The sequence below is a fragment of the Campylobacter sp. RM16190 genome (assembly GCF_012978835.1).
Lineage (GTDB): Bacteria > Campylobacterota > Campylobacteria > Campylobacterales > Campylobacteraceae > Campylobacter_A.
This window is the reverse complement of record NZ_LIWS01000006.1, coordinates 1-25,820: the sequence shown is the minus strand read 5'-3', so window position 1 is coordinate 25,820 and position 25,820 is coordinate 1. Positions and strand designations below refer to the sequence as shown.

At 36.5% G+C, this 25,820-nt stretch carries 28 protein-coding genes and 1 tRNA gene; 19 read left to right on the top strand and 10 right to left on the bottom strand.

Annotated features, from left to right (window positions below; translation table 11 throughout):
- Positions 1–11 precede the first annotated feature (11 nt).
- From CDOM16190_RS07405 to CDOM16190_RS07340, 14 genes are all read left to right on the top strand, one after another.
- Complete coding sequence (locus tag CDOM16190_RS07405) at positions 12–740, top strand: TorD/DmsD family molecular chaperone (protein WP_170019739.1); 729 nt, start codon at positions 12–14, stop codon at positions 738–740.
- Positions 740–919 (top strand): twin-arginine translocation signal domain-containing protein, encoded by a 180-nt coding sequence (locus tag CDOM16190_RS07400; RefSeq protein WP_170019737.1) that lies wholly within the window; start codon positions 740–742, stop codon positions 917–919. The genes CDOM16190_RS07405 and CDOM16190_RS07400 overlap by 1 nt, the downstream gene beginning before the upstream one ends.
- Before the next feature lie 27 nt (positions 920–946).
- Positions 947–3,775, top strand: coding sequence for a formate dehydrogenase subunit alpha (locus CDOM16190_RS07395; protein ID WP_170019735.1), 2,829 nt, complete (start codon positions 947–949; stop codon positions 3,773–3,775).
- Position 3,776: 1 nt separating this feature from the next.
- A complete protein-coding gene (gene fdh3B / locus CDOM16190_RS07390) occupies positions 3,777–4,397 on the top strand; it encodes a formate dehydrogenase FDH3 subunit beta (RefSeq protein WP_170019733.1) in 621 nt (206 codons plus the stop codon).
- Positions 4,394–5,299 carry a formate dehydrogenase subunit gamma gene (locus CDOM16190_RS07385; protein ID WP_170019731.1) on the top strand — a complete coding sequence of 302 codons (906 nt, stop codon included), beginning with the start codon at positions 4,394–4,396 and terminating at the stop codon, positions 5,297–5,299. The genes fdh3B and CDOM16190_RS07385 overlap by 4 nt, the downstream gene beginning before the upstream one ends.
- A gap of 212 nt (positions 5,300–5,511) precedes the next feature.
- Entirely contained in the window at positions 5,512–6,294 is a 783-nt protein-coding gene (fdhD, locus tag CDOM16190_RS07380; RefSeq protein WP_170019729.1) for a formate dehydrogenase accessory sulfurtransferase FdhD, read from the top strand.
- The gene (locus tag CDOM16190_RS07375) at positions 6,291–7,016 is read left to right on the top strand and encodes a winged helix-turn-helix domain-containing protein (protein WP_170000845.1); all 726 of its coding nucleotides are present in this window, start codon (positions 6,291–6,293) and stop codon (positions 7,014–7,016) included. Before fdhD ends, CDOM16190_RS07375 begins: the two co-directional genes overlap by 4 nt.
- A 26-nt stretch (positions 7,017–7,042) precedes the next feature.
- A complete protein-coding gene (locus CDOM16190_RS07370) occupies positions 7,043–7,231 on the top strand; it encodes a sodium-dependent tyrosine transporter (RefSeq protein ID WP_169941203.1) in 189 nt (62 codons plus the stop codon).
- Positions 7,232–7,400: 169 nt separating this feature from the next.
- Positions 7,401–7,997 carry a sulfurtransferase-like selenium metabolism protein YedF gene (gene yedF, locus CDOM16190_RS07365; RefSeq protein WP_170019727.1) on the top strand — a complete coding sequence of 199 codons (597 nt, stop codon included), beginning with the start codon at positions 7,401–7,403 and terminating at the stop codon, positions 7,995–7,997.
- Complete coding sequence (selD, locus tag CDOM16190_RS07360; protein WP_170019725.1) at positions 7,997–9,019, top strand: selenide, water dikinase SelD; 1,023 nt, start codon at positions 7,997–7,999, stop codon at positions 9,017–9,019. Before yedF ends, selD begins: the two co-directional genes overlap by 1 nt.
- 215 nt (positions 9,020–9,234) lie before the next feature.
- Complete coding sequence (locus CDOM16190_RS07355; protein ID WP_170019723.1) at positions 9,235–9,534, top strand: ElaB/YgaM/YqjD family protein; 300 nt, start codon at positions 9,235–9,237, stop codon at positions 9,532–9,534.
- The gene (locus CDOM16190_RS07350) at positions 9,534–9,809 is read left to right on the top strand and encodes a hypothetical protein (RefSeq protein ID WP_170019721.1); all 276 of its coding nucleotides are present in this window, start codon (positions 9,534–9,536) and stop codon (positions 9,807–9,809) included. Before CDOM16190_RS07355 ends, CDOM16190_RS07350 begins: the two co-directional genes overlap by 1 nt.
- Positions 9,794–10,036 carry a hypothetical protein gene (locus CDOM16190_RS07345; protein ID WP_170019719.1) on the top strand — a complete coding sequence of 81 codons (243 nt, stop codon included), beginning with the start codon at positions 9,794–9,796 and terminating at the stop codon, positions 10,034–10,036. Before CDOM16190_RS07350 ends, CDOM16190_RS07345 begins: the two co-directional genes overlap by 16 nt.
- Before the next feature lie 38 nt (positions 10,037–10,074).
- Positions 10,075–10,722 (top strand): NAD(P)H-dependent oxidoreductase, encoded by a 648-nt coding sequence (locus CDOM16190_RS07340; RefSeq protein ID WP_170019718.1) that lies wholly within the window; start codon positions 10,075–10,077, stop codon positions 10,720–10,722.
- Positions 10,723–10,749: 27 nt separating this feature from the next.
- On the opposite strand, the gene CDOM16190_RS07335 is transcribed toward CDOM16190_RS07340, so the two are convergent.
- The 9 genes from CDOM16190_RS07335 to CDOM16190_RS07295 all read right to left on the bottom strand — a co-directional run bounded on the left by CDOM16190_RS07335 (position 10,750) and on the right by CDOM16190_RS07295 (position 17,912).
- The gene (locus tag CDOM16190_RS07335) at positions 10,750–11,469 is read right to left on the bottom strand and encodes a hypothetical protein (protein ID WP_170019716.1); all 720 of its coding nucleotides are present in this window, start codon (positions 11,467–11,469) and stop codon (positions 10,750–10,752) included.
- Positions 11,470–11,485: 16 nt separating this feature from the next.
- Positions 11,486–12,472, bottom strand: coding sequence for a DUF459 domain-containing protein (locus tag CDOM16190_RS07330; RefSeq protein WP_170019714.1), 987 nt, complete (start codon positions 12,470–12,472; stop codon positions 11,486–11,488).
- Positions 12,472–13,809, bottom strand: coding sequence for an MBOAT family O-acyltransferase (locus tag CDOM16190_RS07325; RefSeq protein WP_170019712.1), 1,338 nt, complete (start codon positions 13,807–13,809; stop codon positions 12,472–12,474). The genes CDOM16190_RS07330 and CDOM16190_RS07325 overlap by 1 nt, the downstream gene beginning before the upstream one ends.
- A 69-nt stretch (positions 13,810–13,878) precedes the next feature.
- On the bottom strand, positions 13,879–14,355 hold the full coding sequence (locus CDOM16190_RS07320; RefSeq protein WP_170019710.1) for a redoxin family protein: 477 nt from the start codon (positions 14,353–14,355) through the stop codon (positions 13,879–13,881).
- Positions 14,356–14,450: 95 nt separating this feature from the next.
- Complete coding sequence (gene modB, locus CDOM16190_RS07315) at positions 14,451–15,131, bottom strand: molybdate ABC transporter permease subunit (RefSeq protein ID WP_170019708.1); 681 nt, start codon at positions 15,129–15,131, stop codon at positions 14,451–14,453.
- Entirely contained in the window at positions 15,124–15,993 is an 870-nt protein-coding gene (locus CDOM16190_RS07310; RefSeq protein ID WP_170019706.1) for an ABC transporter ATP-binding protein, read from the bottom strand. Before CDOM16190_RS07310 ends, modB begins: the two co-directional genes overlap by 8 nt.
- Positions 15,986–16,381: a TOBE domain-containing protein gene (locus CDOM16190_RS07305; RefSeq protein ID WP_170019704.1), complete on the bottom strand. Its 396-nt coding sequence runs from the start codon at positions 16,379–16,381 to the stop codon at positions 15,986–15,988. Before CDOM16190_RS07305 ends, CDOM16190_RS07310 begins: the two co-directional genes overlap by 8 nt.
- Positions 16,381–17,127: a molybdate ABC transporter substrate-binding protein gene (modA, locus tag CDOM16190_RS07300; protein ID WP_170019702.1), complete on the bottom strand. Its 747-nt coding sequence runs from the start codon at positions 17,125–17,127 to the stop codon at positions 16,381–16,383. The genes CDOM16190_RS07305 and modA overlap by 1 nt, the downstream gene beginning before the upstream one ends.
- A 2-nt stretch (positions 17,128–17,129) precedes the next feature.
- Positions 17,130–17,912 (bottom strand): TOBE domain-containing protein, encoded by a 783-nt coding sequence (locus CDOM16190_RS07295; protein ID WP_170019700.1) that lies wholly within the window; start codon positions 17,910–17,912, stop codon positions 17,130–17,132.
- 200 nt (positions 17,913–18,112) lie between these two features.
- On the opposite strand from CDOM16190_RS07295, the gene CDOM16190_RS07290 reads away from it, so the two are divergent.
- The 3 genes from CDOM16190_RS07290 to CDOM16190_RS07280 are packed head-to-tail and all read left to right on the top strand — an operon-like array spanning position 18,113 to position 21,853.
- Positions 18,113–18,802: an MlaA family lipoprotein gene (locus CDOM16190_RS07290; protein WP_170019698.1), complete on the top strand. Its 690-nt coding sequence runs from the start codon at positions 18,113–18,115 to the stop codon at positions 18,800–18,802.
- A gap of 1 nt (position 18,803) precedes the next feature.
- Positions 18,804–19,394, top strand: coding sequence for an MlaC/ttg2D family ABC transporter substrate-binding protein (locus CDOM16190_RS07285; RefSeq protein ID WP_170019696.1), 591 nt, complete (start codon positions 18,804–18,806; stop codon positions 19,392–19,394).
- A 5-nt stretch (positions 19,395–19,399) separates the two neighbouring features.
- A complete protein-coding gene (locus CDOM16190_RS07280) occupies positions 19,400–21,853 on the top strand; it encodes an efflux RND transporter permease subunit (protein ID WP_170019694.1) in 2,454 nt (817 codons plus the stop codon).
- A gap of 29 nt (positions 21,854–21,882) precedes the next feature.
- On the opposite strand, the gene CDOM16190_RS07275 is transcribed toward CDOM16190_RS07280, so the two are convergent.
- Positions 21,883–22,482: a BON domain-containing protein gene (locus tag CDOM16190_RS07275; RefSeq protein WP_170019692.1), complete on the bottom strand. Its 600-nt coding sequence runs from the start codon at positions 22,480–22,482 to the stop codon at positions 21,883–21,885.
- 82 nt (positions 22,483–22,564) lie between these two features.
- On the opposite strand from CDOM16190_RS07275, the gene CDOM16190_RS07270 reads away from it, so the two are divergent.
- Positions 22,565–22,662, top strand: a tRNA-Sec gene (locus CDOM16190_RS07270).
- A gap of 116 nt (positions 22,663–22,778) precedes the next feature.
- Positions 22,779–25,820 (top strand): diguanylate cyclase domain-containing protein (locus CDOM16190_RS07265; protein WP_170019690.1); only part of this gene is annotated, 3,042 nt, incomplete at its 3' end.

Genomic DNA, 25,820 nt, shown 5'->3' with positions numbered 1-25,820 from the left:
AGGAAATAAAGATGGCAAGCATGAGGGAAATAGCAGCTGCTAGAGCGCTTTACTATTCGCTTTTTTCAAGACTTTTTGTCTTTAGTATTAAAGAGGATAGATTCGATGGCGTTTCAAAAATGCTATCTTTAATGACTACTGCTAACTTTGATGAAAATTCGGTTGCAACCGTAATGAGGCTTAACTCAAATTTTGATGAGAAAAATTCGCAAAATATAATAGATGAATACGATAATATATTTCACGCTCCTCCAAAGCCGCTTAGAAATAGCTTATCCTATTACGACGAGGGTTTTGAGATAGGAAGTGTATGCGCCAAGATAAGAAAGATACTGGCGCATACGGACATTAGAAGGAATGAGAAAAATTTTAAAGAGAATGAAGATAGCGTAGGATTCGTTTTTACTCTTATGAGCGAATTTGTAAATAGATCTGCCAGAGGAGAAAGCGAATACGAAGAGCTTGCCGAGCAGTTGTTTAAAGTGGCTATAAATCCATATATAGATCAGTTTTGTGAAAAATTATTTATGCACGAAGAGGCTAAAATTTATAAAGATGTAGCGATGCTTCTTCAAAGTTTTATAGAGTTTGAAAGAATATGCTATGAGTTATCAAAACCTCTAGTTCGTGACGAGTCAAGTAAGAAATCTTATGACAATATATCTCGTTCGGAGATGATTAGAAGAGAGAAAAATAGAGTTAGAAAAATGACAGCTAAAAATTTTGAGGGAGAGGAATAATGGAAAAAACAAGACGTGAATTTCTCAAAAAACTTGGTTTTGCCGGAAGTGCAGCAGCTGTAGCTGCAACTGCTGCATATTCTGCAGGATCAAATTTAAAAAGTGGGAAAAGTAAGAAAAGTGAGGTGCTTTATACAAGAAGCAAAACATGGGAATTTTACTATCAACAAGCAAAGTAAATTTAATAAGGTATAGAAAGGGCTAGGATGTCGCAAGCTAATATAGGTATTGCGCCAAGCAAAATCGGTCGTAGATCGTTTTTGAAGATGGCATCGCTTGCTACTGCCATAGGCTCTGTTAGCGGACTTGCCGCAAGCGGAGTTACAAGAGAGGCTAGTAGTGAAGAGAAAAAGAATCCATTTCCAAATTCTCGAATCGTAAAGAGCATCTGTACAGCATGTTCTGTTGGGTGTGGAGTTATTGCAGAGGTTGAAAATGGTGTTTGGGTTCGTCAAGAGGTTGCTCAAGATCACCCGGTAAGTGCAGGTGGTCATTGCTGTAAGGGTAGCGATATGATCGATATGATTCGCTCTCATTGTCGCTTAAAGTACCCTATGGTTAAAGAAAATGGCAAGTGGAAACGCATAAGTTATACTGAAGCGTTTGACAGAATAGGCGCTCAGCTTAAAAAATATAGAGAGGAAAATCCAGAACAAGTTATGTTCCTAGGTTCTGCCAAAGTTAGCAACGAACAAAGCTACTATATAAGTAAATTCGCTGCTATGTTTGGAACGAACAACCTAGATCATCAAGCTAGAATTTGACATAGTGCAACAGTCGCCGGTGTGGCGAATACTTGGGGTTACGGCGCTATGACAAACCACCTTGGAGATATCCAAAAAGCAAAATCTATATTTATAATAGGCGCAAATCCGGCAGTTAATCACCCTGTTGGATTTAGACATTTCTTAAAAGCTAAGGAAAATAACGGTGCTAAGCTTATCGTAGTTGATCCAAGATATACAAGAACTGCGGCAAAGGCTGATTATTTCGCTCAAATTCGTCCGGGAACAGATATACCTTTTATGTATGGAATGATGAATTTGATCTTTGAAAACGGCTGGGAAGATAAAAAATTCATAGAAGATAGAACTTACGGTATAGATTTAATCCGCGAAGAGGCTAAAAAATGGACTCCTGAAGTAGTTGAGGATGTAACTGGTGTAAAAGCTAGCACGCTTAAAGAGATAACTGAAGTTTTCGTTAAAAACAAACCAGGCTCTGTCGTATGGGCTATGGGCCTAACTCAGCACACCATAGGAAGCTCAAACACTCGTATAGCTCCTATCCTTCAGCTAATACTTGGCAATATGGGCGTAAGCGGTGGCGGATGTAACATCCTTCGCGGACACGATAACGTTCAAGGCGCAAGTGATATGGCAAACGCTCCTGACAGCTTACCTGGATATTACGCTAAAAATGAAGGCTCCTGGAAGTACTTTGCTAAGATGTGGAAAGTTGATTACGAGTGGTTGCAAGGAAATTTCGTTAAGCCTGAATGGATGTTTAAACCGGGCTTTACTCTTGCTAGATGGTGGGCTGGACCGCTTGACGGAAAGAATGGAAACGATCCTATAGATAACGCAGGAGCAAGCCTAAAGGCGCTATTTGTCATAGGAAACGGTATCACATCCACAGCTCAACAAGCTAAAGTTCAAGAGGGTCTTGATAATCTTGAGCTTCTTATATTAGCCGATCCTTTCGTAAATGAAGCGGGTATTGTTACAAATAAAAAAGATAATATATTCTTGCTTCCTTCTGCTACTCAGTTTGAGACAAGCGGAACGGTTGTAGCCACAAACCGCTCAGGGCAGTGGAGATCTCAGGCTATCGAGCCAATGTATGAGAGCAAACCTGATCAAGAAATTTTATTTGAACTTGCTAAACGTATAGGATTTTATGACGAATTAACCAGAACTATTCGTGATGAAAACGGTAAGATCGAGTGGCCGGAAGCCGCTACTAGAGAAATTTCAAGCATAGTAAAGAGTATCGGACTTACGGGCTGGACTCCTGAGAGACTTAAAAAACACCAAGAAAACTGGGATAAATTTGATGAAAAAACTCTTCTTGGTAAAAAAGGCACCCCTGTTGAGGGCGAATACTACGGCTTGCCATGGCCTTGCTGGACTACAAGCCACTGCGGAAGTCCAAATTTATACGCCATAGATAAGCCTGTAAGCGACGGCGGTATGGGCTTTAGAAATCGCTTCGGTTTAGAGCATAACGGCGTAAATCAGCTAGCAGGCGAGGGCAGTGCGCCTGTAGGTTCTGCTGTTAAAGGCGGATATCCTCAAATCACAAAAGAGAATATCGAAAAAGTTTTAGGCATCACTCTAACAGAAGAAGAAAAAGCTAAAATAGGTGCCAGCTGGGCGACTGACGATAGCAATATCATAGCCGAAAAATGTATGGAAAAGGGCATAGCTCCTTACGGAAACGCAAGAGCAAGAGCGATAGTTTGGACATTTGCGGATCAAATTCCTCAGCACCGCGAGCCAATACATTCGCCAAGAACAGATCTTGCTAAAAAATATCCAAGCTTTAAGGATAAGCCAAATCACTACCGCGTATTTACAAAATACGAGAGCTTGCAGCAAAGCAAAGATTTTGCTAAAGAGTTCCCTGTAAATTTGATTACCGGACGTTTGGTAAATCTAAATGGAGCCGGTATGGAAAATAGAGCGAGCAAATATCTAGCGCGCTTAACTCCTGAGATGTTTGCCGATGTGCATCCTGAGCTTGCTGCGAAATATCAGCTTAAAAACGGCGATATGATCTGGATTTACTCTCCTGAGGGAACTAGAATCAAAGTAAAAACAAGGATAGTTCACTCCGTAGCGCCTGATATGATATTCTTACCGTTTCACTTTGCGGGAGTGATGCAAGGTGTTGATTTGACTCGAAATTTCCCTGATGGAACTAAACCTTTTGCATCCGGCGAGAGTGCGAATACGGTTACTAACTACGGATATGACATAGTAACTCAAATTCCTGAGACAAAAGGCGGTCTATGCCGCATAGAAAAGGCGTAATATGAGTGATTTAACTAGATTAAAATTTTATTGCGATGATGATAGATGTATAGATTGTAACGGATGCGCCGTAGCTTGTGACGAGGCTCATGAGCTGCCTATAGGTGTTAGAAGGCGTAGAGTTATTACATTAAACGAAGGAATTCAAGGCAAGGAAATTTCTACATCTATTGCTTGTATGCATTGTGAAGATGCTCCATGCTCTTTGGTTTGTCCTGTTGATTGTTTTTATATTAGAAACGACGGAATCGTCCTTCACGATAAAGAAATTTGCATAGGCTGCGGATACTGCTTGTATGCTTGTCCTTTCGGTGCGCCTCAATTTCCAAAAAGCGGCGTGTTTGGGGTTAAGGGCTCTATGGATAAGTGCACCATGTGCGCGGGCGGTCCTGAGGCTACAAATAGCGAACATGAATTTGAAGAGTATGGTCAAAACAGAATTTCAGAGGGGAAAGTGCCGGTATGTGCGGCAATGTGTTCAACTAAAGCTTTACTTGTGGGGGAATCTGCTATAATTGCACAAATCTATCAAGACAGGGTAAACGCTAGAGGTTACGGTATAAAAGATATCAAGCAAAGCCCGACTTGGAAGATAGCCTATTACACAAAGGATAGATTATGAGAAAAATATTATCTCTTTTTGCGTTTGCTATAAGCGCTTTTGCTCTAAATTTACCTGACGGCACAAATCAATATGAAAGTAATGTTTGGGCTGCGGGCAGGGTTGAAAACATCAAGCCTTATGAAGACGGATTTGGTCCCCTTTTTACCTTTATCCAAGGAAATGACTACTTCGCGTTTGGCGTAGTTGCTATACTTGCTGCCGTTGTGTTTGCCTTTGTTCTTCACTTTTTGATCATAGGTCCAAAGCATTTTAGCCATGACGGAAAGAAAATTTATGCTTTTGGAGTGATTGAGCGCGTATCTCACGCTCTTGCGGCGGTATCTTGGATAGTGCTTGTCCCAACGGGCATAATCATGATGTGGGGCGATCTGTTTGGTGGCGGAACTTTTGTTAGAGTCTGTAAGAATTTGCACGGTATAGCAACTATTATCTTTGCGGTTTCCGTGCCTCCGATGATGATTTACTGGACAAAAAGAATGCTTCCTGCGATCTATGACATCAAATGGATGATGATAGTGGGTGGCTATCTTTCAAAGGTTAAGCGACCTGTGCCTGCGGGTAAATTTAACGCCGGTCAAAAGGCGTGGTATTGGATAGCGATTCCCGGCGGTCTTATCATGATAGCAACGGGAGCAGCGATGTATTTCCTAGACTTCTCAACTCCAAACGTTGCAGGCTGGCTTGGCATGAGCCAGATAGAGGTTCTTAGACTTTCAGCTATCATCCACAACATCCTAGGTATCGTGTGCGCTACTTTCTTCTTTGTGCATATCTACATGGCGGCAATCGCTATTCACGGAGCGATCTGGTCAATGGTTACGGGATATAAAGAGGAAGAAGAGGTGGCTATACTTCATAGCTATTGGTATAAAGAGCTTCAAAGCAAGGGTCAAATTTAAAATTTATAAAGAGGGAATTTGGGTTCAAATTCCCTTTAAATTTAAAATTTAAGAAATATGCTAAAAAATCATATCTAAAAAGCTTCAAGATACCCAATACTACGATATAAACTAAGTTTAAGTTTTATGCTTTATTTAAGTTAAAATCTAATACAATTCAAATGTAAATTTTAATAGAATAACTATGTTTTATTAAAATTTAAAGGAAGTCGATGCAACCGATTTATACCACGCAAATCACCAAATTTAAAGGTGATGAGCAAATTTTAAAAGATGATATTTTGGTTCGTGAGATCAAGCTTGAAATTCAGATCAACGACAAACGCTTCGGTGCTATGATGGCGACACCTGTGGATCAAGAAGCACTTGCCGCAGGTTATCTTATAAGCGAGAATATAATAGCTAGTCCAAAAGATATAAGCGAAGTTAGGCTTGAGGATGACGGACTTATGGTCAAAATAGCCGCAAAAGTAAATGAAAAGAGTATGGAACGCTTTGATGAAGAAGCTATCATCATAAGCGGATGCGGTAGAGGACAAACCGCCAACATCGATCCGGAGGCGATGGCGGCAAGAGTCGTAAAAGCCGATGTCAAATTTAAAAAAGATGAAATTTTAAAGCAGATGGGGCAGTTTTACACGCAGTGCGAGCTTTATGAGATGACGGGCTGTGTGCATACGGCAAAGCTTTATGTGGATGAAAATACTTTCTTTATCGGAGAGGATATCGCTCAGCACAACACTATCGATAAAGCCGTAGGCAAGGCCTGTTTAGCAGGAGTTGATCTTGGCAAGACGTTTTTGATGGTTAGCGGAAGATTAAGCTCTGAAATGGTGGCAAAGGCTGTTATGCACGGTGTGCCGGCACTTATTTCACGAACGGCTCCGACTAGCCTTGGAGTGCTGATAGCGCGTAAATTTAACCTTACTCTTTGCGGATTTGCAAGGGGCGAAAATATGAACGTTTATAGCGGTCTTGAGAGGATTATAGGATGAGCAAAGAGGTCGAAAATTTGATAAATGATCTGCTTAATTCAAATGGCAGGCTTGATTGCGGTTCGGCTTTTAAAATTTCAGCTAAGACAAACACGCCTATTGAAGAGGTTGGCAAGATAGCTTCAGATATCGGTGTTAAGATAGATAACTGCGAGCTTGGGCAGTTTGGAAAGCTTGATTGTGAAAGCGGGAGTGTAGAGGTTTTAGCTAAGCTTGAGCCGTTTTTGGATGAGAAAAGAAGGATATTTTGCGCTGATGGTAGAGACGCGGCTAAAGGAGTTGGATTAAAGAAAATTCGCTCAACTTTAAAAGATTATAAGATCGACGTAAAATACTGCAAACTCGGCTGTTTTAAAGAAAAAAAAGGCAAGACAATGGTAGTAAAAACTAAAACATGGATAGAAAATAATGAAGGCGAGCTAATATTTGGCAAAGGCAAAACCGAAGTGCTTGAGGTGATCGCTCAGGTTGGCTCTATCTCTAAAGCGGCTGAAATTTTAGGAATGAACTATAAAAAGTGCTGGAATCACTTGCAAATTTTACAAAAAAATATGAAAGAAGATCTTGTAAATACAAAGCAAGGCGGAGGAGATAATGCAGGAACCACGCTAAATGAACGCGCTTATGAGCTCATTAACGCATATAAGCAGCTTCAAGCCGATATCGAAGAGTACGCAAACAAGCGCTTTAAAGAGCTGTTTATCAAAAAACAAGAGAAATAACAACCAAATTTATACAAGGGAGAAAAATGTATATCAAACTAAATGACAGAGTCTATCTTAACAAAGATAAGATCACAAGAGTAAAAGTTGATAGCGTGCAAGACGGTATCAGGATCCGCTTCTACGAAGGACAAAATCAAGTTGCAAAGAGCGGAAAATTCGAAAGCGAAGCAAAAGCTATCGAATGGCTTGAGAAAAACTTCATCAACAAATAACAACCACAAAAGGCGCTTAGCAGATTTAGGCGCCGTAATTTTTAAATTTCACTTCTTTTAAAATTCAACTTCGCTTTTAAATCTTTAAAATTTAAAATGATATAATCACTTCTAAGCTTCAAGGTTTATCGGGCTTAGTCCGTTTGAAGAGACAAGAAAAAGGAAAAACATGCAAATAGATTGTAGAAATTTAGAGTGCCCTCAGCCGGTTATAAACACTAAAAACGCCTTAAATGAGCTAAAAGAGGGCGAAATTTTAGAAATTTTAGTAAATGCCGTAGCTCCAAAAGAGAACATTGGCCGTTTTTTAACTAGCCAAAATATCAAATTTAGCATCTTTGAAAACGGCAATGAAACTACTATAAAAGCCGTTAAAAGCGGAGCTAGTATAAAAACCGAAAATTTTGATGAGTTTGTTTGTAATGTGCCTGGCAAGGTGGGCAAAGTTGTCTATATCAGCGAAGAGTACGTAGGTAGCGGACCTGTAGGCGTTGGACTTATGTCAAAATTTATCGGTGCGCTTCTTCAGCTTGAAACCAGGCCTTATGCGGTGATTTGCGTAAACAATGCGGTTAAAATGACAACCGATCGCGGACATGTGAGTTTTGCGCCGCTAAAAGAGCTTGAAAAAGCAGGTGTGAAAATTTTAAGCTGCGGAAGCTGCTTAGAGGCTTATAAGCTGGTTGATAAATTAAGTATCGGCGAGATGACAAACGCCTATGAGGTCGTGAGTTTGCTTGCCAAATACGATGTGATAAAACTATGATGTATAACGATAAAAGACTTACTAAATTTGTAGCTGCTGCGGGTTGAGCTGCCAAACTTGACCCGTCGGGTCTACACAAAAGCATTGGCGGACTTGATCTGGCGCACCAGAATTTGCTTACGCGCGTGGATACGAATGAAGACGCGAGCGTATTTAAGATAAACGACGAGCTTGCGCTTGTGCAGACACTTGACTTTATAACTCCTGTTGTCGATGATCCGTATCTTTATGGGCAGATTGCCGCGGCAAATTCGTTAAGCGATATATTTGCAATGGGTGCAAAAGTAATAAACGCACTAAATATCGTTGGTTTTGATAGTTGCAACCTTGAGCCTGAAATTTTAAGCGAAATTCTGCAAGGCGGGTTAAGTAAAGTGCTTGAGTGCGGCGGCGCTCTTGTGGGCGGGCATACGATAGAGACTAAAGAGATGTATTACGGACTTAGCGTAACAGGAAGCGTTAGACCGAATAAATTTTGGGCGAATAATACGGCTTGCGAGGGCGATGTACTGATCCTTACAAAGCCGCTTGGAATGGGGGCTTTAAGCACTGCCATAAAAGCCGATATGCTAAATTTGGACCAAATCAAAGAGGCTGCTAGCTATATGGCTCAGCTAAATTTTTATGCGGTAGAGGCGATGAGCGAAATTTGCGTTCATGCGGCGACCGATGTAACGGGATTTGGATTTTTAGGGCATTTGAGCGAGATGCTAAGATCTGATATAAGCTTTGAAATTCTTGTCGATAAAGTCCCGATTTTATCAAGTGCCAAAGAGGTTGCAGCGATGGGACTCTTGCCTGCAGGAAGTTATAAAAATCGTGAATTTGCTAGTAAATTTGTAAGCGGCAAGGAGGCTGATATGTTGCTTTACGACGCTCAAACTTCAGGCGGACTTTTGCTTGCAGTTGATGAAAAGCAAGCAAATTTAGCTCTTAAACGCTTAAAAGATGCCGGATATGAGATGAGTTCTATAGTAGGTTGTGTTACTAAAAATAACACAAATAAGATAAATTTAATTTAGGATAAATCTAAAAATTGATAAATATTGAAATATTGATGAGGTTTTGATAATAGTGTATAGTGCTTTATGGATAGAAAATTAATCTTTCTAATCTGACACAGTCATTATTTAGCCATTTGTTTAAATTTCATCTATATTTAATACCTGTTATAAAATATATAGTAAAGTGGATTTTTTATGAAAACAGGGCCTAATTTATTTTATAAGGAGCAGAAATGGCTACAAAAGAGATTAACCTAGAGGATTTAAAAAACGATATCGATGCGCTGAAATCAGATTTGAAAGATATTGTAAAATCAATTAAAGATATCGGAGTTTCCAAAGTTGAGGAAGGCAAGGATAAAATTTTAGACCAGATAGATGTTGAAGAGATCAAAAAATACATCGACGAGCTAAAAGCAAAAGGCAAAGATAGCATCGATAGCGTAAATGACACTATCAAAGAAGATCCTATAAAAAGCGTTGCCATAGCTGCCGGAGTTGGCTTCGTGCTAGCTTGGTTGCTCAAAAAATAATGGCAAATATATCTGAGTTTATAGTCTCTGTTGTAGAGCTTGTCGAGGCTCAGGCTGATGATATCAGGCACTCTTTTTTTAAGAGTGCCAGCGGCTTTTTGCTTACCGTTACGGCGACTGTATTAGCCATCATAGGATTTATATTTTTCCTTGTCGGGTTAAATATACTTTTAGTTTCTATGATAGGTGAGGTTGCAGCGTATTTATCGACCTCTTTTGTCGCTTTTATAGCCGCATTTATCATATATAAGGTAGCTTCATGGAAAGCAAGATGACAAGAGAAAAGCTTGGCGTAGTCGTAGCTATGCTTGAGGGAAGAGGTGGGAATAAGAGAGCTTTAAGGCTTGAAGAGGCAAAGCTTAGGCTGCTTTTAAATAATCCTGGTTTTGAAATCTCTCAAGAGTTAAAATTTATAAATAAAGGCAGAATTGCCGACGCTTTAATAAATTTTATAGATAGAAATTTGATTATGCCTGCTTTAGTCAAGCTTTTTAAAGGATAGAATTGATAAAATAAGAGCCATAAAATAAAGGAGATTTTATGGAGCATTTGGATTCTAAAAACTATTTGGAAATTATAAATTTTCGTCATGCTTGCAAGATTTTTGACGAAAAAAAGAAGATAAAAAGTTCTGATTTCCAGTTTATTTTAGAGGCTGGAAGATTAAGTCCTAGCTCTCTTGGGCTTGAGCAATGGGATTTTATAGTTGTCCAAAACCCTGTTATGCGCGAGAAGATAAAAGAAAAATCTTGGGGGCAAGCTCAAATTACTACTTGTTCTCATCTTGTAGTTGTCCTTGCAAAGATCTCTGAGCTAAAAAGCGGTAGCGAGTATATAGATAAGATGATAGATAGATTTCCTTTTAAATCGCCTGAAGAGCGCGCAGCTAAAGAGGAGTTTTATAAAACCAAATTAGCGCAAAAGCTTCAAGATAATGATGAGATTATCTTTCAGTGGGCGCACGAACAGTGTCTTTTTGCGGCTTTAAATATGATGAATGCGGCGGCAAGTATTGGGGTGGATAGTTGCCCTATGGAGGGCTTTGAGCGCGAAGAGGTAGGTAAAATTTTAGGCATTGACCCGCTTAAGCACCGCGTAGCTATCATCGTGCCGTTTGGCTATAGACTAAATGAACAACCTCCAAAATATCGCCGTGATATGAGTGATGTCGTAAAGTGGATAGAGTAAATTCAGGGGCTATTAACCCTGAATCTATTATAAAGTAAACTTTAGTAGTCTGGCTATCTCTTTGCCTGTTTCCTTAAGCATTAAATCACTGCTTAGGCCAAATCTGTTGCCAAGAAAATACGTTATTACAACCAAAACCCCATCTTTGTTTTTAAAGTAGTAAAATTTCTTTCCTCCGGCTTCGCTTTGTTTGATATCTACATTATCATCGCCAAACGCTTTTATAAAGTCATCTTTATAGCTTATTCCTACACATATTATTAATTTTGGTTTGTAAATTTTTACCCTTTTTCTCATCTCTTTAAAGCGGTTTTCTTGTATCCATTGTATATACTCGTTCTTGGTTTTAAAGCCTGTAGCGATGCTAAGTTGCTTATTCCAGAGAGCAAAGTCGGTATTTTTAAAAGCCAAAGGATATAAATTTAGCTTAAAATAACCTTTTGAATTGATAACAAACGGTTTTACTTCCTTGTTAAACTTTAAAATGTCGGCATATCCGTTTAAAGACGCTAAAAGTTTGAGAGCTTTTTGATTAAATTGACAGGCTAAATTTTCCTCGTTGTTTTCATGGCCTTTAGGTATACTTTCGTCATTGTTTTTAAAAATATTTTCTAACTCATCTTCGTTAAAACCCATTCCCCACTCTATGCCACATAGCCAAATACTTGGACTTTGCGGAGAGCCTATATCTCCACCATCACATCCACTAAATCCTAAAGCCCACTTTTTAAAATATTCTTCTGTCATATCATCCTCCTTGATATCATTTTAAAATCTCAATTATTACAAATTTTGCCGCTTGGATTGAACCATGCATGCTTAAGTGCACACCATCGTCTTCTCTGAGTGCCTTTTTGTTATCATCTGCTTTTATAAATTTCCCGTTTTTGCAAAGTGCATCTGTTAAAGATATGAATTGCACACTCTTTTCGTCTGCTATGCTTTTAAAAATTTTATTTAAATCTCGCATTTTATCGCTATATTTTTTATTTTCCATACAAGGTAGCCCGATCCAAACCATATCTATATCGTGTTTTTTGGCTACTTGATATATCTCTTCTACTCTATTTTTGTATCCATTTTTCCAATCATCTGTGCCAAATTTTGCTACTTTATTGCCAAAAGTAGAGCTATAAGTGTCATTTGCCCCAAAAGCTGCCATCAAAATGGCGTTTTTATCGCTATTTTCTTCTAGAATTTTATCTAGCTCACTTTGCCAATCATAAAATTTCTTGTTAAGCAGTCCTGTGCTTGATTTGCCTAAGTTTTTTACTTTAACCTGTTTGTTTTTTAAGAGATTTTCAAAACCCCATCCAAAACCCTTCATAATGGAATCACCGACCAAAATAACTGTCGAATTTGATTCCAAGCTTACCTTTTTAGGCTGAGTTATGTTTTTTTGTGGTACTATCTCAGTTTTTTTCGCTATCTTTGTTTGGTTTGTGTCTTTAGATGTTTGAGTTAAATTCTGATCTGTTTTTTGGGTTATTATAGGTTTTTTTTGGGTTAAATTTGTATCCAAATCAGGTTCTGTTGTTTGAGGTAAAGAAGATGGTTTGTCTTTTAAAAAATTTAGACGCTCAAGCTCTTTGTTTATAAAATTTATAGCAAGGATACTAAATTCGTCAAGTTTTGTATCACTCAAAATAAAATCTTTTTGATATTTTGCTTCAAAATATATAGAGAAAGGGTTTAGCAGGATTAAAAATACTATAAGAAGCGCTCCAAATATTACCGCAAAAGCTCTCATCAAAATCCTTGATATATGAAATTTGGCATACCGCTAGGCATTAAAAAATATACGATTAATCCGAATACAGTTAAAAATATCATACTAAAAAATAGATTTATTTTGCTAAAAAAATTAAAAATAATAGATCTAAAATTTATATTTGCGTATATAAAAGTAAATAGAAAAGCCATCGCAAAAACAGCTATAATATTTAAATAATCTCCCTCTAAATTTGCTCTCATAGCCTTTAAAAACCTTAACATTCCTGCAAAATCTGTTACAAAAAATATCCAGATAAAACTAACAAAGATAAATGTAAAAAATCGCTTTAAAAAGTCAAATTTAAGCAGATCAATTTCCTTTGTGAGATTTAAAAATATAACACCAAATCCATGCATTAATCCCCAGATAATGAAATTTATCCCAGCTCCATGCCAGATGCCTGAAATAAAAAATACTATTAGAACATTTATTTGAGTAGCCAAAGTACCTCCGCGACTACCTCCAAGGGGGATATAGATATAGTTTTTGAAAAAATTCATCAAAGTCATATGCCAGTTTTGCCAAAATTCTTTTAAATTTAATGCAGCGAAAGGACGATTGAAATTTGGCGGAAGATTAAATCCGCACATAAGCCCTAGAGCCAAAACAAAGTCCACATATCCACTAAAATCGCAATAAAGCATGATTGAGTAGCCAAATAGAGTGGCTATGAGCTCTGATGTTTCAAGCGAATGAGGTGCTTGAAAGGCTGGATTTATAATATCAAATAGATGGTTTGCGATTAGAAGTTTTTTGATAATTGCCAGTGTGAGAAGGGCAAATATCTTATTCTCTTTGCCAAATTCTTTTTTGGTGTTTAGCCTTTCAAAAAATGGCTTTGGTTTTAAAATCGGACCTGAAATAATAACTGCAAAGAAGCTCAAAAACAAAAGAGTATCAAGCAAATTCGGCTCATCTATCTCTTGATTATAACTATCTACAAGCAAGATTATGCTCATAAAAGAGTAAAACGATACTCCAAGAGGCAGAGCTATGTTTTCAAATTTTATTACTCCAAACTTTAGTTCGAAAAAGCCGTTATATTTAAAAAATGCAAGGGTTAAAACCACAAAAGCAATGCCTAAAAATAGATCAAAAGATGAATTTGTATCGTGGATTTTTTTTGCAAAGAAATATACAATCAGGCTAAAAACTATGTTTATGATTAGAAATTTAAGCCCAAGCAGTCCTAAAAACAGATATGAAAAGCTAAGTATTAGCCATTTTTGAGCTTTTATATTTGAATTAAAAAAATAATAAAGCAGCCAAAAAATAAAAAAAGAGACTGCAAATTCGATAGAAAAAAGATTCATAACCTGCCTAAATTTTATTTGGATTATATAAAAAATTTAGTTTTGAAATCTTTAACATTTAAATTTTGCCTATATTTGACTTTTTATTACTTCTATGACATTTTTTACATCATTTTCTGGTTCACTTATTTTATTAAATCTTTTTAAAATTTTGCCGTCTTTTACGATGAGAGTTTGACGATGATAAAATTTCTTGCCGTCACCCGTGCTAAAGGTTTCTAAATTTAGCGCCTTTTCAAGCTCGAAACCCTGATCACTAAAAAAGCTAAAATTTACTCTTAAGGTCTCTTTAAACTCTTTTGTTTTTTCTATACTTAAGGCCCCAACTGTGATAACCTCAAAGCCGAATTTAGCTACTTCGCTAAGATTTGCTTGGTAAGCTTTGCACTGATTCGTACAACCCGTTAAGCCTTTAGTTTGTTTTAGTTCTTCAGGCAGAAATTTCCCACTCTCGCCCATTTTGGGATAGACGATTAAAACGCAGTTTTTATTTTTAATCAGTTCTAAAAAATCAATTTCGTTTCCGTTTATATCTTTTACGATCATGCTTTATCCTTAACTAAATTTGATTTTATGATAGCATAAATTTGCGCTAAAGCCGCGCTGGTAAAGCTGCAATTAGTAAAATTTGAGCTTAAAATTTAGGCTTTTTTCTGTTTAGCGTTAAAGAAATAGACCAAAAACAGCACAGCAAAGCTGATTATGAGCATGAGTGCGGAGTAAACATGCGCTTTTTGATAATCCATCAGCTCGACCGCTTCGTAAATGGCGATACTTGCGACCTTTGTCTTGTCACCAACACTTCCTCCTATCATCAGCACCACACCAAATTCGCCCAAAGTATGGGCAAAGCTAACGATAAGCGCAGTTAAAAGCGAAGGCTTGATATTTGGCAATGCAACCATAAAAAGCGTAGCCAATTTGCCTTTACCCAGTGAATAACTCGCCTCAAAAAGGCTCTTTGGCAGGCTTGAAAACCCGGCTTGCAACGGCTGAAACATAAACGGAAGCGAGTAGATACAGCTTGCCATGACAAGCCCTGAGAAGTTAAAAACCAAGCGTATATCGAAATTTTCTTCCATAAATTTGCCAAAGAAATTGTATGGCGAAAGAAATACAAGCATATAAAATCCAAGCACCGATGGTGGCAAAACAAGCGGAAGAGCCACTATGGATTCGATTATCGGTTTGGCTTTGAAATTTGATCTACTTAGCCAGTAGGCAAGCGGTAGTGTTGCAAAAAACAGGATAATCGTCGTGACAAAAGCAAGTTTTAACGATAGATAAAACGGTGTAAAATCAATACTTGATATATCAAACATCGCTTTTGCTTTTTCTAAGAGTCGCCGCAAATGCTTTTGCGCTAAGCGTAGCCTCGTCGCCCGCTTTTAGATTGGCCGCTTCCTGATGGCTTAAGACTACTTCGCAAAGCTGCTGTCCGACAAGAGTGATCGCCACATAGATACAGTCGCGCTTTTGAATTTCTAAAATTTTGGCATGAAAGCTAAGCTTTTGGGAATTTGAGTGCTTTAAAAATATCTCCCCCGCACTTCCGCAGCGCTCTATCACGCCTTCGCTTAGGACAAATACCTTTGAAGTAAGTTTATAAATTTCAGCTATATCGTGGCTTACCAAGATGGTCGTCATATCAAATTCGCGGTGAATTTTAAGCAGATAGTCTTGCAACTTCTCGCGCATAGATATATCAAGCGCAGAAAGCGGTTCGTCAAGCAGCATGATTTCAGGCTTTCGCATAAGCGCCCTTGCAAGCGCCACACGCTGCTTTTGACCTCCTGAGAGCTTTGAAATTTGAGCGTTTTTAAGCGATGTTAGCTCAACCAGATCAAGCAAGTGGTTTGCGAGTTTTAGATCATTGTTTGCAAAAAGCAAATTTTTAAGCACGTTCATATTTTCAAAAAGAGCGTAATCTTGAAACAAAAATCCTATATTTCTCTTTTGAGGCGGCAATGATTTGCCCGCATTGAAAAATAATTTGTCCTTAACTTTTATCACTCCGCTATCAGGGGTTTCAAAGCCTGCAAGCAAGCGCAAAAGTGTAGTTTTACCGCTTCCGCTTTTGCCGTAAAGTGCTACGAATTCGCCTTTTTTGATATCTAGATCAACGTCAAGGCAAAATTGTCCGCTAGAGCCGCTTAAGGTCTTTTTGCATCTAAATTCAATCACGGTTTTTATCGCTGATATAAAGTGAAGTGGCTTTTACGTAAGCGTAAATTTCGTCATTTTGTTTAAGATTTAACCTCTCGCAAGATTTTGTCGTTATTATGCTTTCAAATTCGAAATTTAAAGACTTTAAATGCAAAACGCTTGTGATATTGCCTTTGGTTAAATTTGAGATTGTCGCTTTTATCTCGTTTGTAAGCGAGCAGTTTTTCAAAGGAGTTGTTGCGATGATGACATCTGAGCTTTTAAAGGCGAGTTTTACGCTGTCGCCTATTTTAAACTCATCTAAATTTTCAAGCCCAAGCATATAAAATTTCATCTCGCCTGAAGTAAATTCAAAGAGATTTACGTCCTCGCTGCTGATGATATTTGAAACTTGGGTATTTATCATTATATGTTGTATCCGAATTTTCTAAAGATCTCTTTTGCTTTTTCGCTTAGGATAAAATCATAAAACGCCTTGGCTTCAGGGTTGTTTTCGCCGCGTTTTAGAAGGATTACGCCTTGATCGATCGGAGTGTAAAGATCAGGATTAACTAGGATGAAATTTTTACCCTCTTTATACTTTGCCATTTTTGGATCATACATTGCGCTAGCTGCGATAAATCCGGCATCCGCTGCGCTAAGAGCCGAGCTTAAGGCTTCTGAAATCGATTTTGTGTAGATGATGTTTTTTTCAACCTTATCAAAAATTCCATCTTTTTTAAGCGCTTCAATACTTGCCTTGCCGTAAGGAGCTGACTCGGGAAGTGCGATAGCAACGGCTTTTAATCCCTCAACCGCTTTGATGCCTTTTGTAAAATCTATGTCGCGGATACTAAATAGTGCAAGCGCACCCTGAGCATAAACTATCGGACGAGTCGCAGAAAAGCCGGCTTCATCGAGATTTTCAACAAATTTCATATTTGCCGCCATAAATACGTCAGCAGGTGCGCCGTTTTTGATCTGAGTTGTCAAAGCGCCGCTTCCGCCAAGCGTTACGGTTACTTTTGTGTCCGGATTTGTCTTGGCAAATTCAGCCTTTAGCTCATCAAACGCATAAGTTACGTTTGCTGCGGCAAAGACGTTGATCTCGCCAGCGTTTAGATTAAAAGTCGCGATTGCCGCTAAAACTAACGAAAAGAAAGTTTTTTTCATATTTACACTCCTATTATGATTTGACTTGATTTAATTAAGGCTGTTAGTTCGTCGCCAACGCCTATTTTCATCTCCATTGCGCTATCTTTTGTTATGATTGCGGTGATGGTTTGATGATCGTTTATCTCAAGGACTATTTCAGCGCTTACCGAGCCGATTTTAGCCTCTATCACCTTGCCTTTTAGTTGATTTGCCGCACTTATATTTAGATTTTCGTCCTTGGCAAGCATAACGCTTGGGGCTTTAAATATAAAAATTACTTTTTTGCCGACTTTTAAATTTAAATTTTTTTCTGATTCTACAGTAACGGCGGCATGTAAAATTTCGCCATTTGATAGTTTGGCTATTATGTCTGAATTTACGGCTCCTGTTTTAATTTTAATTATCTCGCATGATAGTTGATTTCTAGCACTCAAATTCATGCTCATACGTTGTAAATTTGCTATTTCGTTAGTTGAAATATCAATATTTGAACATACTTTTTCCAAAAATACTTTTTGAGATGCAAGCATAGCTTCGTACACGCTTATCATCTTTCTTCCATACTCGGTCAACTCACTTCCGCTATTTTTCTTATTGCCCTGCGCTCTTGTTATAAGCGGTTTTTCCGAACGGTTATTTAGTGCGTCAAGACTATCCCAGGCATTTTTATATGAAATTCCTACAAACTCGGCCGCTTTTGTTATGCTTTTTGTTTCGTCTACAGCCTTAAGAAGGCTTATATGTTTTGCTAAAACAGGCACTCCGCTATCTAAAAATAACTCTAAACTTACATCAGCTTTCATTAAAATTTCCTCTATTATTTGCTTTGATATAAAAATATAATTTTTTAAGTATAAAATAGTATATATAAAAATAAACTGAAAATTTTTTCAGCGTTATTTTTGTGTATTTATAATTTTATAAATTTAAAAGCAACAAAATTATAAAATCAAAGCTTTTGTTATAATTTTTTTGATATTATTAATTTTTTTGAAAGGTTTTGATGAAATTTATTTTTTCTTTTTTGCTTGGTTTCATCATTCTATTTGCAAATGATATTAGCGAATTTGATGATGAATTCAAAGACAAAACAGAGGTTTTTGATCCATTGTCCGGATATAATAGGGCCATGACCAATGTCAATGATTTCTTATATGAAAATTTATTAAATCCGACACTCAAAGGATATAATTATATTATTCCGCAACCGGCCAGAGAGGCTGTTGATAACTTTTTTGATAATTTAATGTTTCCTGTGAGGTTTGTAAATAATGTTTTGCAACTAAAATTTAAAGAAGCCGGAGAAGAGACTTTAAGATTTGTAGCCAATACTATAATAGGTTTTGGTGGACTAACGGACGGAGCTAAATATTATAATTTACAGCGGCATGATGAGGATTTTGGTCAAACTTTAGGTTTTTGGGGTGTTGGAAGTGGCTTTCATATAGTATTGCCTTTGGTAGGACCTTATAATTTAAGAGATCTGCTCGGATTTTGGGGGGATTATTTTGTAAATCCTATAACATTTGTGGATCCTCAAGCCTCTTCAAACGGGATCAAAATTTATCAAAAACTAAACAATATCTCTTTAGATGTTGATGCATACGATAGACTTAAAAAAGACGCTATTGATCTATACCCATTTTTACGCGATGCTTACGAACAGCGCCGCAACTATTTGATAAAGGAATAAAATGAAATTTTTAAAAATTATTTGTGCTATGTTTTTGAGTGTTTCACTATTTGCGATAAGCGAGAGTGAGATAAAACCAAGCGTTGAAAGCGCGACTCAAAACGCGATAAAAGTGCTAAAGGACAAAAATTTAAATAAAGATGAAAAAGCGGATAAAATTTTTGCCATCTTTGATCCGTTTTTTGACTACAAACAGATGGCTAAAATCAGCCTATCAAAGCGCTATGACGCACTAAGCGATGCGCAAAAAGAGCAGTTTGATAAAGCCTTTGAAACTCGCCTTAAAAACTCATATGTAGATAAACTTCTAAGCTACAACGATCAACAGATAAATTTAAAAGAGTTCACAAAGCCAAACGAAAAAAGATACTGGCTAAACGGCGAAGTCGTGGGCGAAGGCAAAAGCTATCCTTTTGTCTATAAATTTTATGATGCAAAGGATCGTGGCTGGCTAATTTATGACCTTGATATCTTAGGCGTTAGCATAGTTCAGACTTATAGAAGTCAGTTTGGAAGCCTGCTTGAAAAAGGAAGCTTTGAAGACCTGCTAAAAAGACTAGAGACAGTAAATTTGCCTGAGGATAGCAAATAAATTTAATGAAATCCATCTTTAAATTTATCGTTTTTTATCCTAAGCGAGTTATAGCTGCGGTACTGCTTTTAACGCTTGTTTTTGGATATTTTTCCACAAAACTTGCCGTTGATGCCTCGACTGAAACGCTTCTGCTTGAAAACGATAAAGATTTAGCCCTTTTTCGCGATGTTGCCAAAAGATATGCAAGCCCTAATTATTTAGTTGTGGCATACACTCCAAAAAACGGGCTTTTAGATGATGTTACGCTTGAAAAGATTAGAAATTTATCAAAAGAATTTGAGCAAAACGAGCTAGTTTCAAATGTCGTATCCATACTAAACGTTCCGCTTCTTCAAAGCTCAGGCGGCTCGCTAAGCGATATCATCAAGCGAGTGCCAACTCTTGAAGATAAAGATATCAACAAAACTGCGGTGATGAGCGAGTTTGCAAGAAGTCCGCTATACACAAACGCGCTTGTAAGCAAGGATCTAAAAACAACCGCGATCATCTTAAATTTAAAAGACGATAAAAGATACACGGAGCTTTTAAACGCTAGAAATTTGCTCTTAAATAAAGAACTAAACGGTACTTTAAGCAAAGGCGATAAGCAAAATTTAAAAAGCGTAAATGTTGAGTTTAAATCCTATCGCGACTCTTTGCGCGCAAAAGAGCAGGCTAGTATAGAGCATATAAGAGGCGTGATAGATAAATTTAGAGGTGATGAGACGCTGTTTTTAGGCGGAGTAAATATGATCGCAAGCGACATGGTAAGCTTCGTAAAATCGGATCTTTATACTTACGGTATAAGCGTCGCCTTGCTTTTGATATTTAGCCTTTGGCTCTTTTTTAGGCAAATTCGCTGGATCGTGCTACCTATATTTATATGTGCGGTTAGCGTTATATTTGCAACGGGACTTTTTGGTTTTTTGGGCTGGGAGATAACGGTTATCTCGTCAAATTTCATAGCTCTTCAGCTGATAATTACGATTTCTGTAGTCATTCACCTCATAGTTAGCTATAGGGAATTTTTCATAACAAAACCAAGCTTAAATCAGCACCAGCTCGTTTATCTAACCCTTAGAGATAAATTTAAGCCATCTTTCTTTGCGATATTTACGACCGTTATCGGCTTTTTATCGCTTGCGTTTTCTGACATAAAGCCTGTTATAATGCTTGGCGTGATGATGAGTACTAGCATATCCATTTCGCTTGTGCTTGCGTTTTTATTATTTGGCAGCGTAGTCTCTCTTCTTGATAAGCTCGCTCCTGTTAGGACGTTTGAGAGTAAATTTAACTTTACTAAAATTTGTGCAAATTTTGCTCTGAAATCCAAATTTGCCGTTTTTGTCGTAAGCGGACTTATGCTTGCTTTTGGAATTTACGGAATTTCAAAACTTCGCGTTGAAAATAGCTTTATTGAGTATTTTAAAAGCTCAACCGAGATCAACAAAGGTATGCAGATAATCGACACTAAACTCGGCGGAACAGTGCCTGTGGACGTGCTTATAACATTTAACGAAGCAAGTAAAGACGAAGCTAAAAACGAGCCCAAAGATGAATTTGAAGATGAGTTTAAGGCTAATGAAAGCGAGGCTAAGTACTGGTTTAACAGCTATAAGATGAATATCGTAAAAAAGGTGCATAGTCATCTTGAAAGCAAGGAATTTGTGGGCAAGGTTTCAAGTCTTGGCACGCTTTTAGAGATCATTGAAATTTTAAATGATGGCGTGATTGATGATTTCTTGCTAAGCGTGATGTATGAGCAGATGCCTGAAATTTATAAAGATATCATTTTAAGCCCTTATGTTAGCATCGCGGGTAATCAAGTGAGATTTTCGCTTAGGACTATTGACTCTGACGAGAGGCTTAGACGAGATGAGTTTTTAAAAACGCTTGAAAGCGAGATCGTAAATTTAACCAAAGACGATAACGTGAAAGTCGAGATAAGCGGCGCAATGGTGCTTTATAACAATATGCTTCAAAGCCTTATTTACTCGCAGATTGATTCTTTCGGTTTTGTTGTTTTAACTCTTTTTGTGATATTTTGCGTCATTTTTAAGAGCGTAAAACTTGCGATTATCAGCATTGTCACAAATATCATCCCGCTTTGCGTAGTCTTTGGAGTGATGGGTGCAGCGGCGATTCCGCTTGATATAATGAGTATTACTATAGCTTCCATAAGTATCGGTATCGGCGTGGATGACATTATTCATTATATCCATAGATATCGCGAAGAGCGACGAAGCAAGAGCGTGGCGGAGAGTATAAAAGCCTCGCACGCAAGCATAGGTTACGCGATGTATTACACTTCCTTTGCTATCTTTTTAGGCTTTAGTGTTATGGTTACGAGTAACTTTATCCCGACTATCTACTTTGGACTTCTTACTGATCTGGTTATGGTTATGATGCTACTTGGTGCATTGGTGCTTTTACCTGCGCTCATTCATACGTTTTATGCAAAAAGTGTTGTTAAGTAAGTAAATTTAGCTTTTGAGTTAGGCTAAATTTACTTCATAACTCTTAAAAAAGAATAAACGTCATTTACGCCTTCGATATGTTTAGCATACCAGATGGCGTGTTTTTCTTGCTCGATATCGGTTATTATGCCTGTAAATACGACATTGCATTGCACTACGCTAACTCTTACGCTAGTGCCGCTTATCTTACTATCTCTAAAGAGGTTATTTTTAAGCGCAAGCATTATGTTTAGGTTGCTTTCGCATTCTTTTTCGTCGGTTGGAAATCTTATATAAGTGTAAATTTTCTTTACGCCTTCGGTGTTTTTGGTTAACTCTATAAGTTTTTCTTTGTGTTTAATATCTGGTACAACGCCTATTAGATAGACATTTCCATAAAAACTCTCTACATCTATACTGATATTACTAAGTCCTGAGCTTAATAGAATTTTGCTCTGAATTTTACTTTTTACAAATTTGTCTCTTGCGATTGAGTAGATTCCTCTTTCATCCTGAGATATGGAGTAGGCGTCATATATATTTACTCCTGTCATAGGAGAAATCGGACGGGTAATCATGTCTAAGCATCCACTTAGTAAAAACATAGGTAATAAAATAATAATTCTTTTAATAGTCAGCCCGATATTCATAGCCAGTCCAAGGGAATTTTGATTAAATACTATAAAAATCAAACTAAAATTTATATAAAATTTGATAAAATACGATCCTTGTGGAGGATAAAGCGATCTGGTGGCGCTCGCGGACTTCAAATCCGATGGTGGGGCGGTTGACCGTTCTGCGGGGAGTTCGATTCTCTCATCCTCTCGCCATATTAAATGTGAATTTTATTCTTAATCAATTTTTTATTATTTCTTATATTAGATAAAAATAAAAAAGATGATACAATAATGCCTATCTAGATAAAATTGGAAGGTTTTTATAGAGTATGATTTTTTCAAGCAATAAAAATAAAAGCTTGTCTTATAATATTTTAAATAGAGTTTATTTCGTAAATTTGGTCACCATTATTGCGATATTTTGCATAATAGCTTTTGCTGTAAATATTAAATTCAATGAAATTCGCGAAAATATGCATTTAAGCAATCAAGAGCTTAGAAATATTATCTTAAATAATGTCAAAACTGTCAACGACGAACTCGCACTTATTAGCAGATATATAACATCAGATGATACTAACACAAAGGCTATTTTGGATTACTCAATGAGTAATCATAAGAAATATTACGCTATGCATGTTGCCACAATTGATGGCGATATTGAAATTTCTACCTTTTCTCATAGAGATGTAAATAAAGAGTATCTGCATTTTTTTAAATCAAAACCTTGGAAGGATAAATTTGTAGATGGATTTTATAGATCCAAATTCGACTTTCATCATGGAGATATTCCAACCAGATTTATTGTAAAAGATCTTGGAAATAGCAAAATTTTAATTGCCGAAGTAAAGCTAAATTACATATATAATGAGCTATTGCAGATGCAAAATTCAGAAGGAGCGAACTCTTTTATCATTAATAAAGATGGAAGAATTTTGTTTCACCAAGATATAGAGCTTGTTCTAAAGCAAAAAGCCATATTTGATATTTATAGCGTAGACATGAATTATGCAGACCAAAATAGTATTAGAATTAACTGGGGGGCAGACAACTTTGATCTTTATATGGTTCAATACATCCCTAAAGCCAGAACAGCTGTTGTAACTTATCGCCCTATTAGCAATATATTGTATACAAACTGGCTATTTTTAGGTATATGTCTAGCATTTTTTTTAATAGGGCTATTTTTAGTTTTTGTGGATGTCAAATTTGCCGTAAATGGTATTATAAAGCCTATATTGTTTATAAAAAAGCTTATAAAAAAGCTTGAAAAAGAAGAAAATATCGGTCAATATGTAAGCACTGGCTATATAACTGATTTTAACGAAATGGTGGATTCGATTATCCATGTTAATGAAAATTTTCAAAACAAAAAAAATAGCTTTTTAGAATATGAGAAAAAATTTGGATACCTTTTTGAACAGGGTCCTCTGGTTATACTTTTGATCGATGCAAAAACAGGTGATATTGTAGAGGCTAGTTCAAAGGCATTAGAATTTTATGGATTTTCCAGAGATGAATTTTTAAGTAAAAGATTGCAAGACCTTGATGCCGGTAGTGCAAAAGGTGCAAATATTATGACTTGTGACTGTAGTGACAATACAGTAGCTTACGAAGCTAGACATATACTCTCAAATGGCGATATAAAAGATGTATTGATAAAAAAGAAAAATATAGAAGCGGATGATAATAAGCTAGGATTTTGTCTAATTGAAGATATTACTTGGGAAAAAATAAATAAGAGAAATTTTAAAAGAGAGAATGAGGCTAATATCTACTCTCCGATATTTAAAATATCTTGGAAAAATGGCTTTATGCAAGATATTTTAAGCGTCTCGATTAATACCGAGATTATATTAGGCTATAGGCTAGAAGAGATGCTGGCTGATGATTTTAGTTTTAAAAATATTATACATCCTGCAGACTTTGATAAAATCTTTAATGAATTTAATATCAAATTTAGATTATTTAGTACTAATGCAATAAAAAAAGATTATGAATTTTTATCATCTATTAGAATATCAAAGAAAAATTTAGAAGTTGTAACTTGTAATGTTTTTTTAAAATTTATATCTAGTGACGATAAAAATATAGATGAGGTCATAGGGTATTTTGTAGACAGTTCTATTATAGATAAAATGGATTTAAACAATAACTCTTTAAATAATACTTTACATAATGGTAACCATTATGAAATAGACGGTCTAAAGTATAAAAATGATGCTGATAAATATAAAAAAATAGTCTCAAATTTATTTTCAAATTCTCAAGAAGCTATGGCTATAGTAGGAACTGATGGCAAATTTATAGATGTAAACGATGCTTTTGTTCAAATAACGGGATACTCTAAAGAAGAAGCTATAGGAAGCTCTTCGAATTTATTAAATTCTGGTACTCATGATAGCAAATTTTTTGCTAATTTGTGGCGCAATGTTATCAATGAAGGATATTGGAGGGGTCATATCTGGAATAAAAAGAAAGATGGTAAAAAATACCTAGAGCTTTTGACTATAAGCACCGTTTATGACAAAGACGGCAGCATAGAAAACTTTATAGCTATTTTTTCAGATATCTCGCATGCTAAAGAAAAAGAAGAAAATTTAGAGCAAATAGCCTACTATGATGCACTAACAAAACTCCCGAATAGATTTTTATTCTCTAAAAAACTAAATGATGCAATGATAAATACTGTAAGCACAAAGACTTCCATTGCTGTTATTTACATAGACATAGATAATTTTAAACCTATAAACGATTTGCATGGACACTCTGTTGGCGATAGGCTATTGATCGCAATTTCAAAAAATATTAGCATTGTTTTAAAAGAAAATGATGTTTTAGCAAGGATTGGCGGGGATGAATTTATAGCTATTGTAAATGATTTAACTTATAAAAATGAGATTAATGATATATTAGAGGACATATTAAGGGCTGCAAGTAGAGATATTGTGATAAACAATAAGCATCTAAGAGTGAGTGCCAGTGTTGGTGCAAGCTTATATCCTCAAAAAATCGATATCGATCAAGATACACTTATAGAGCAGGCTGATTGGGCTATGTATCAGTCAAAATTATCAGGCAAAAATAAATACTATATATTTGATCCTGATGCGGATAAGTATTTTAGAGATCACTATGCATTATCCGATAGAATATCATCAAGTCTTTTAAATGATGAATTTTCGCTTCTATATCAACCTATATTAAATATAAAAACAAATAGGATTGTCGGTCTTGAAACATTTATAGCTAGAAAGATCGGAAATACGATTTTGTGTGAAGAAATTTTACCCCTTATAGCAAATGGTTATATATATGATGATTTAGTGCTTTGGAATATAGATATGGCACTTAAAGATCAATCTCGTATG

What these genes read in the sequence shown, in the direction of transcription:
- CDOM16190_RS07405 (WP_170019739.1), top strand. Translation starts at nt 12, where the DNA reads ATGGCAAGCATGAGGGAAATAGCAGCTGCTAGAGCGCTTTACTATTCG.
- CDOM16190_RS07345 (WP_170019719.1), top strand. Translation starts at nt 9,794, where the DNA reads ATGGAAAGCAAGATGACAAGAGAAAAGCTTGGCGTAGTCGTAGCTATG.
- CDOM16190_RS07335 (WP_170019716.1), bottom strand. Translation starts at nt 11,469, where the DNA reads ATGACAGAAGAATATTTTAAAAAGTGGGCTTTAGGATTTAGTGGATGT.
- yedF (WP_170019727.1), top strand. Translation starts at nt 7,401, where the DNA reads ATGCAAATAGATTGTAGAAATTTAGAGTGCCCTCAGCCGGTTATAAAC.
- CDOM16190_RS07305 (WP_170019704.1), bottom strand. Translation starts at nt 16,381, where the DNA reads ATGATAAATACCCAAGTTTCAAATATCATCAGCAGCGAGGACGTAAAT.
- CDOM16190_RS07275 (WP_170019692.1), bottom strand. Translation starts at nt 22,482, where the DNA reads ATGAATATCGGGCTGACTATTAAAAGAATTATTATTTTATTACCTATG.
- CDOM16190_RS07280 (WP_170019694.1), top strand. Translation starts at nt 19,400, where the DNA reads ATGAAATCCATCTTTAAATTTATCGTTTTTTATCCTAAGCGAGTTATA.
- CDOM16190_RS07320 (WP_170019710.1), bottom strand. Translation starts at nt 14,355, where the DNA reads ATGATCGTAAAAGATATAAACGGAAACGAAATTGATTTTTTAGAACTG.
- fdhD (WP_170019729.1), top strand. Translation starts at nt 5,512, where the DNA reads ATGCAACCGATTTATACCACGCAAATCACCAAATTTAAAGGTGATGAG.
- CDOM16190_RS07370 (WP_169941203.1), top strand. Translation starts at nt 7,043, where the DNA reads ATGTATATCAAACTAAATGACAGAGTCTATCTTAACAAAGATAAGATC.
- CDOM16190_RS07350 (WP_170019721.1), top strand. Translation starts at nt 9,534, where the DNA reads ATGGCAAATATATCTGAGTTTATAGTCTCTGTTGTAGAGCTTGTCGAG.
- CDOM16190_RS07355 (WP_170019723.1), top strand. Translation starts at nt 9,235, where the DNA reads ATGGCTACAAAAGAGATTAACCTAGAGGATTTAAAAAACGATATCGAT.
- CDOM16190_RS07325 (WP_170019712.1), bottom strand. Translation starts at nt 13,809, where the DNA reads ATGAATCTTTTTTCTATCGAATTTGCAGTCTCTTTTTTTATTTTTTGG.
- CDOM16190_RS07400 (WP_170019737.1), top strand. Translation starts at nt 740, where the DNA reads ATGGAAAAAACAAGACGTGAATTTCTCAAAAAACTTGGTTTTGCCGGA.
- modA (WP_170019702.1), bottom strand. Translation starts at nt 17,127, where the DNA reads ATGAAAAAAACTTTCTTTTCGTTAGTTTTAGCGGCAATCGCGACTTTT.
- CDOM16190_RS07295 (WP_170019700.1), bottom strand. Translation starts at nt 17,912, where the DNA reads ATGAAAGCTGATGTAAGTTTAGAGTTATTTTTAGATAGCGGAGTGCCT.
- CDOM16190_RS07340 (WP_170019718.1), top strand. Translation starts at nt 10,075, where the DNA reads ATGGAGCATTTGGATTCTAAAAACTATTTGGAAATTATAAATTTTCGT.
- CDOM16190_RS07290 (WP_170019698.1), top strand. Translation starts at nt 18,113, where the DNA reads ATGAAATTTATTTTTTCTTTTTTGCTTGGTTTCATCATTCTATTTGCA.
- CDOM16190_RS07285 (WP_170019696.1), top strand. Translation starts at nt 18,804, where the DNA reads ATGAAATTTTTAAAAATTATTTGTGCTATGTTTTTGAGTGTTTCACTA.
- CDOM16190_RS07375 (WP_170000845.1), top strand. Translation starts at nt 6,291, where the DNA reads ATGAGCAAAGAGGTCGAAAATTTGATAAATGATCTGCTTAATTCAAAT.
- fdh3B (WP_170019733.1), top strand. Translation starts at nt 3,777, where the DNA reads ATGAGTGATTTAACTAGATTAAAATTTTATTGCGATGATGATAGATGT.
- CDOM16190_RS07385 (WP_170019731.1), top strand. Translation starts at nt 4,394, where the DNA reads ATGAGAAAAATATTATCTCTTTTTGCGTTTGCTATAAGCGCTTTTGCT.
- CDOM16190_RS07330 (WP_170019714.1), bottom strand. Translation starts at nt 12,472, where the DNA reads ATGAGAGCTTTTGCGGTAATATTTGGAGCGCTTCTTATAGTATTTTTA.
- modB (WP_170019708.1), bottom strand. Translation starts at nt 15,131, where the DNA reads ATGTTTGATATATCAAGTATTGATTTTACACCGTTTTATCTATCGTTA.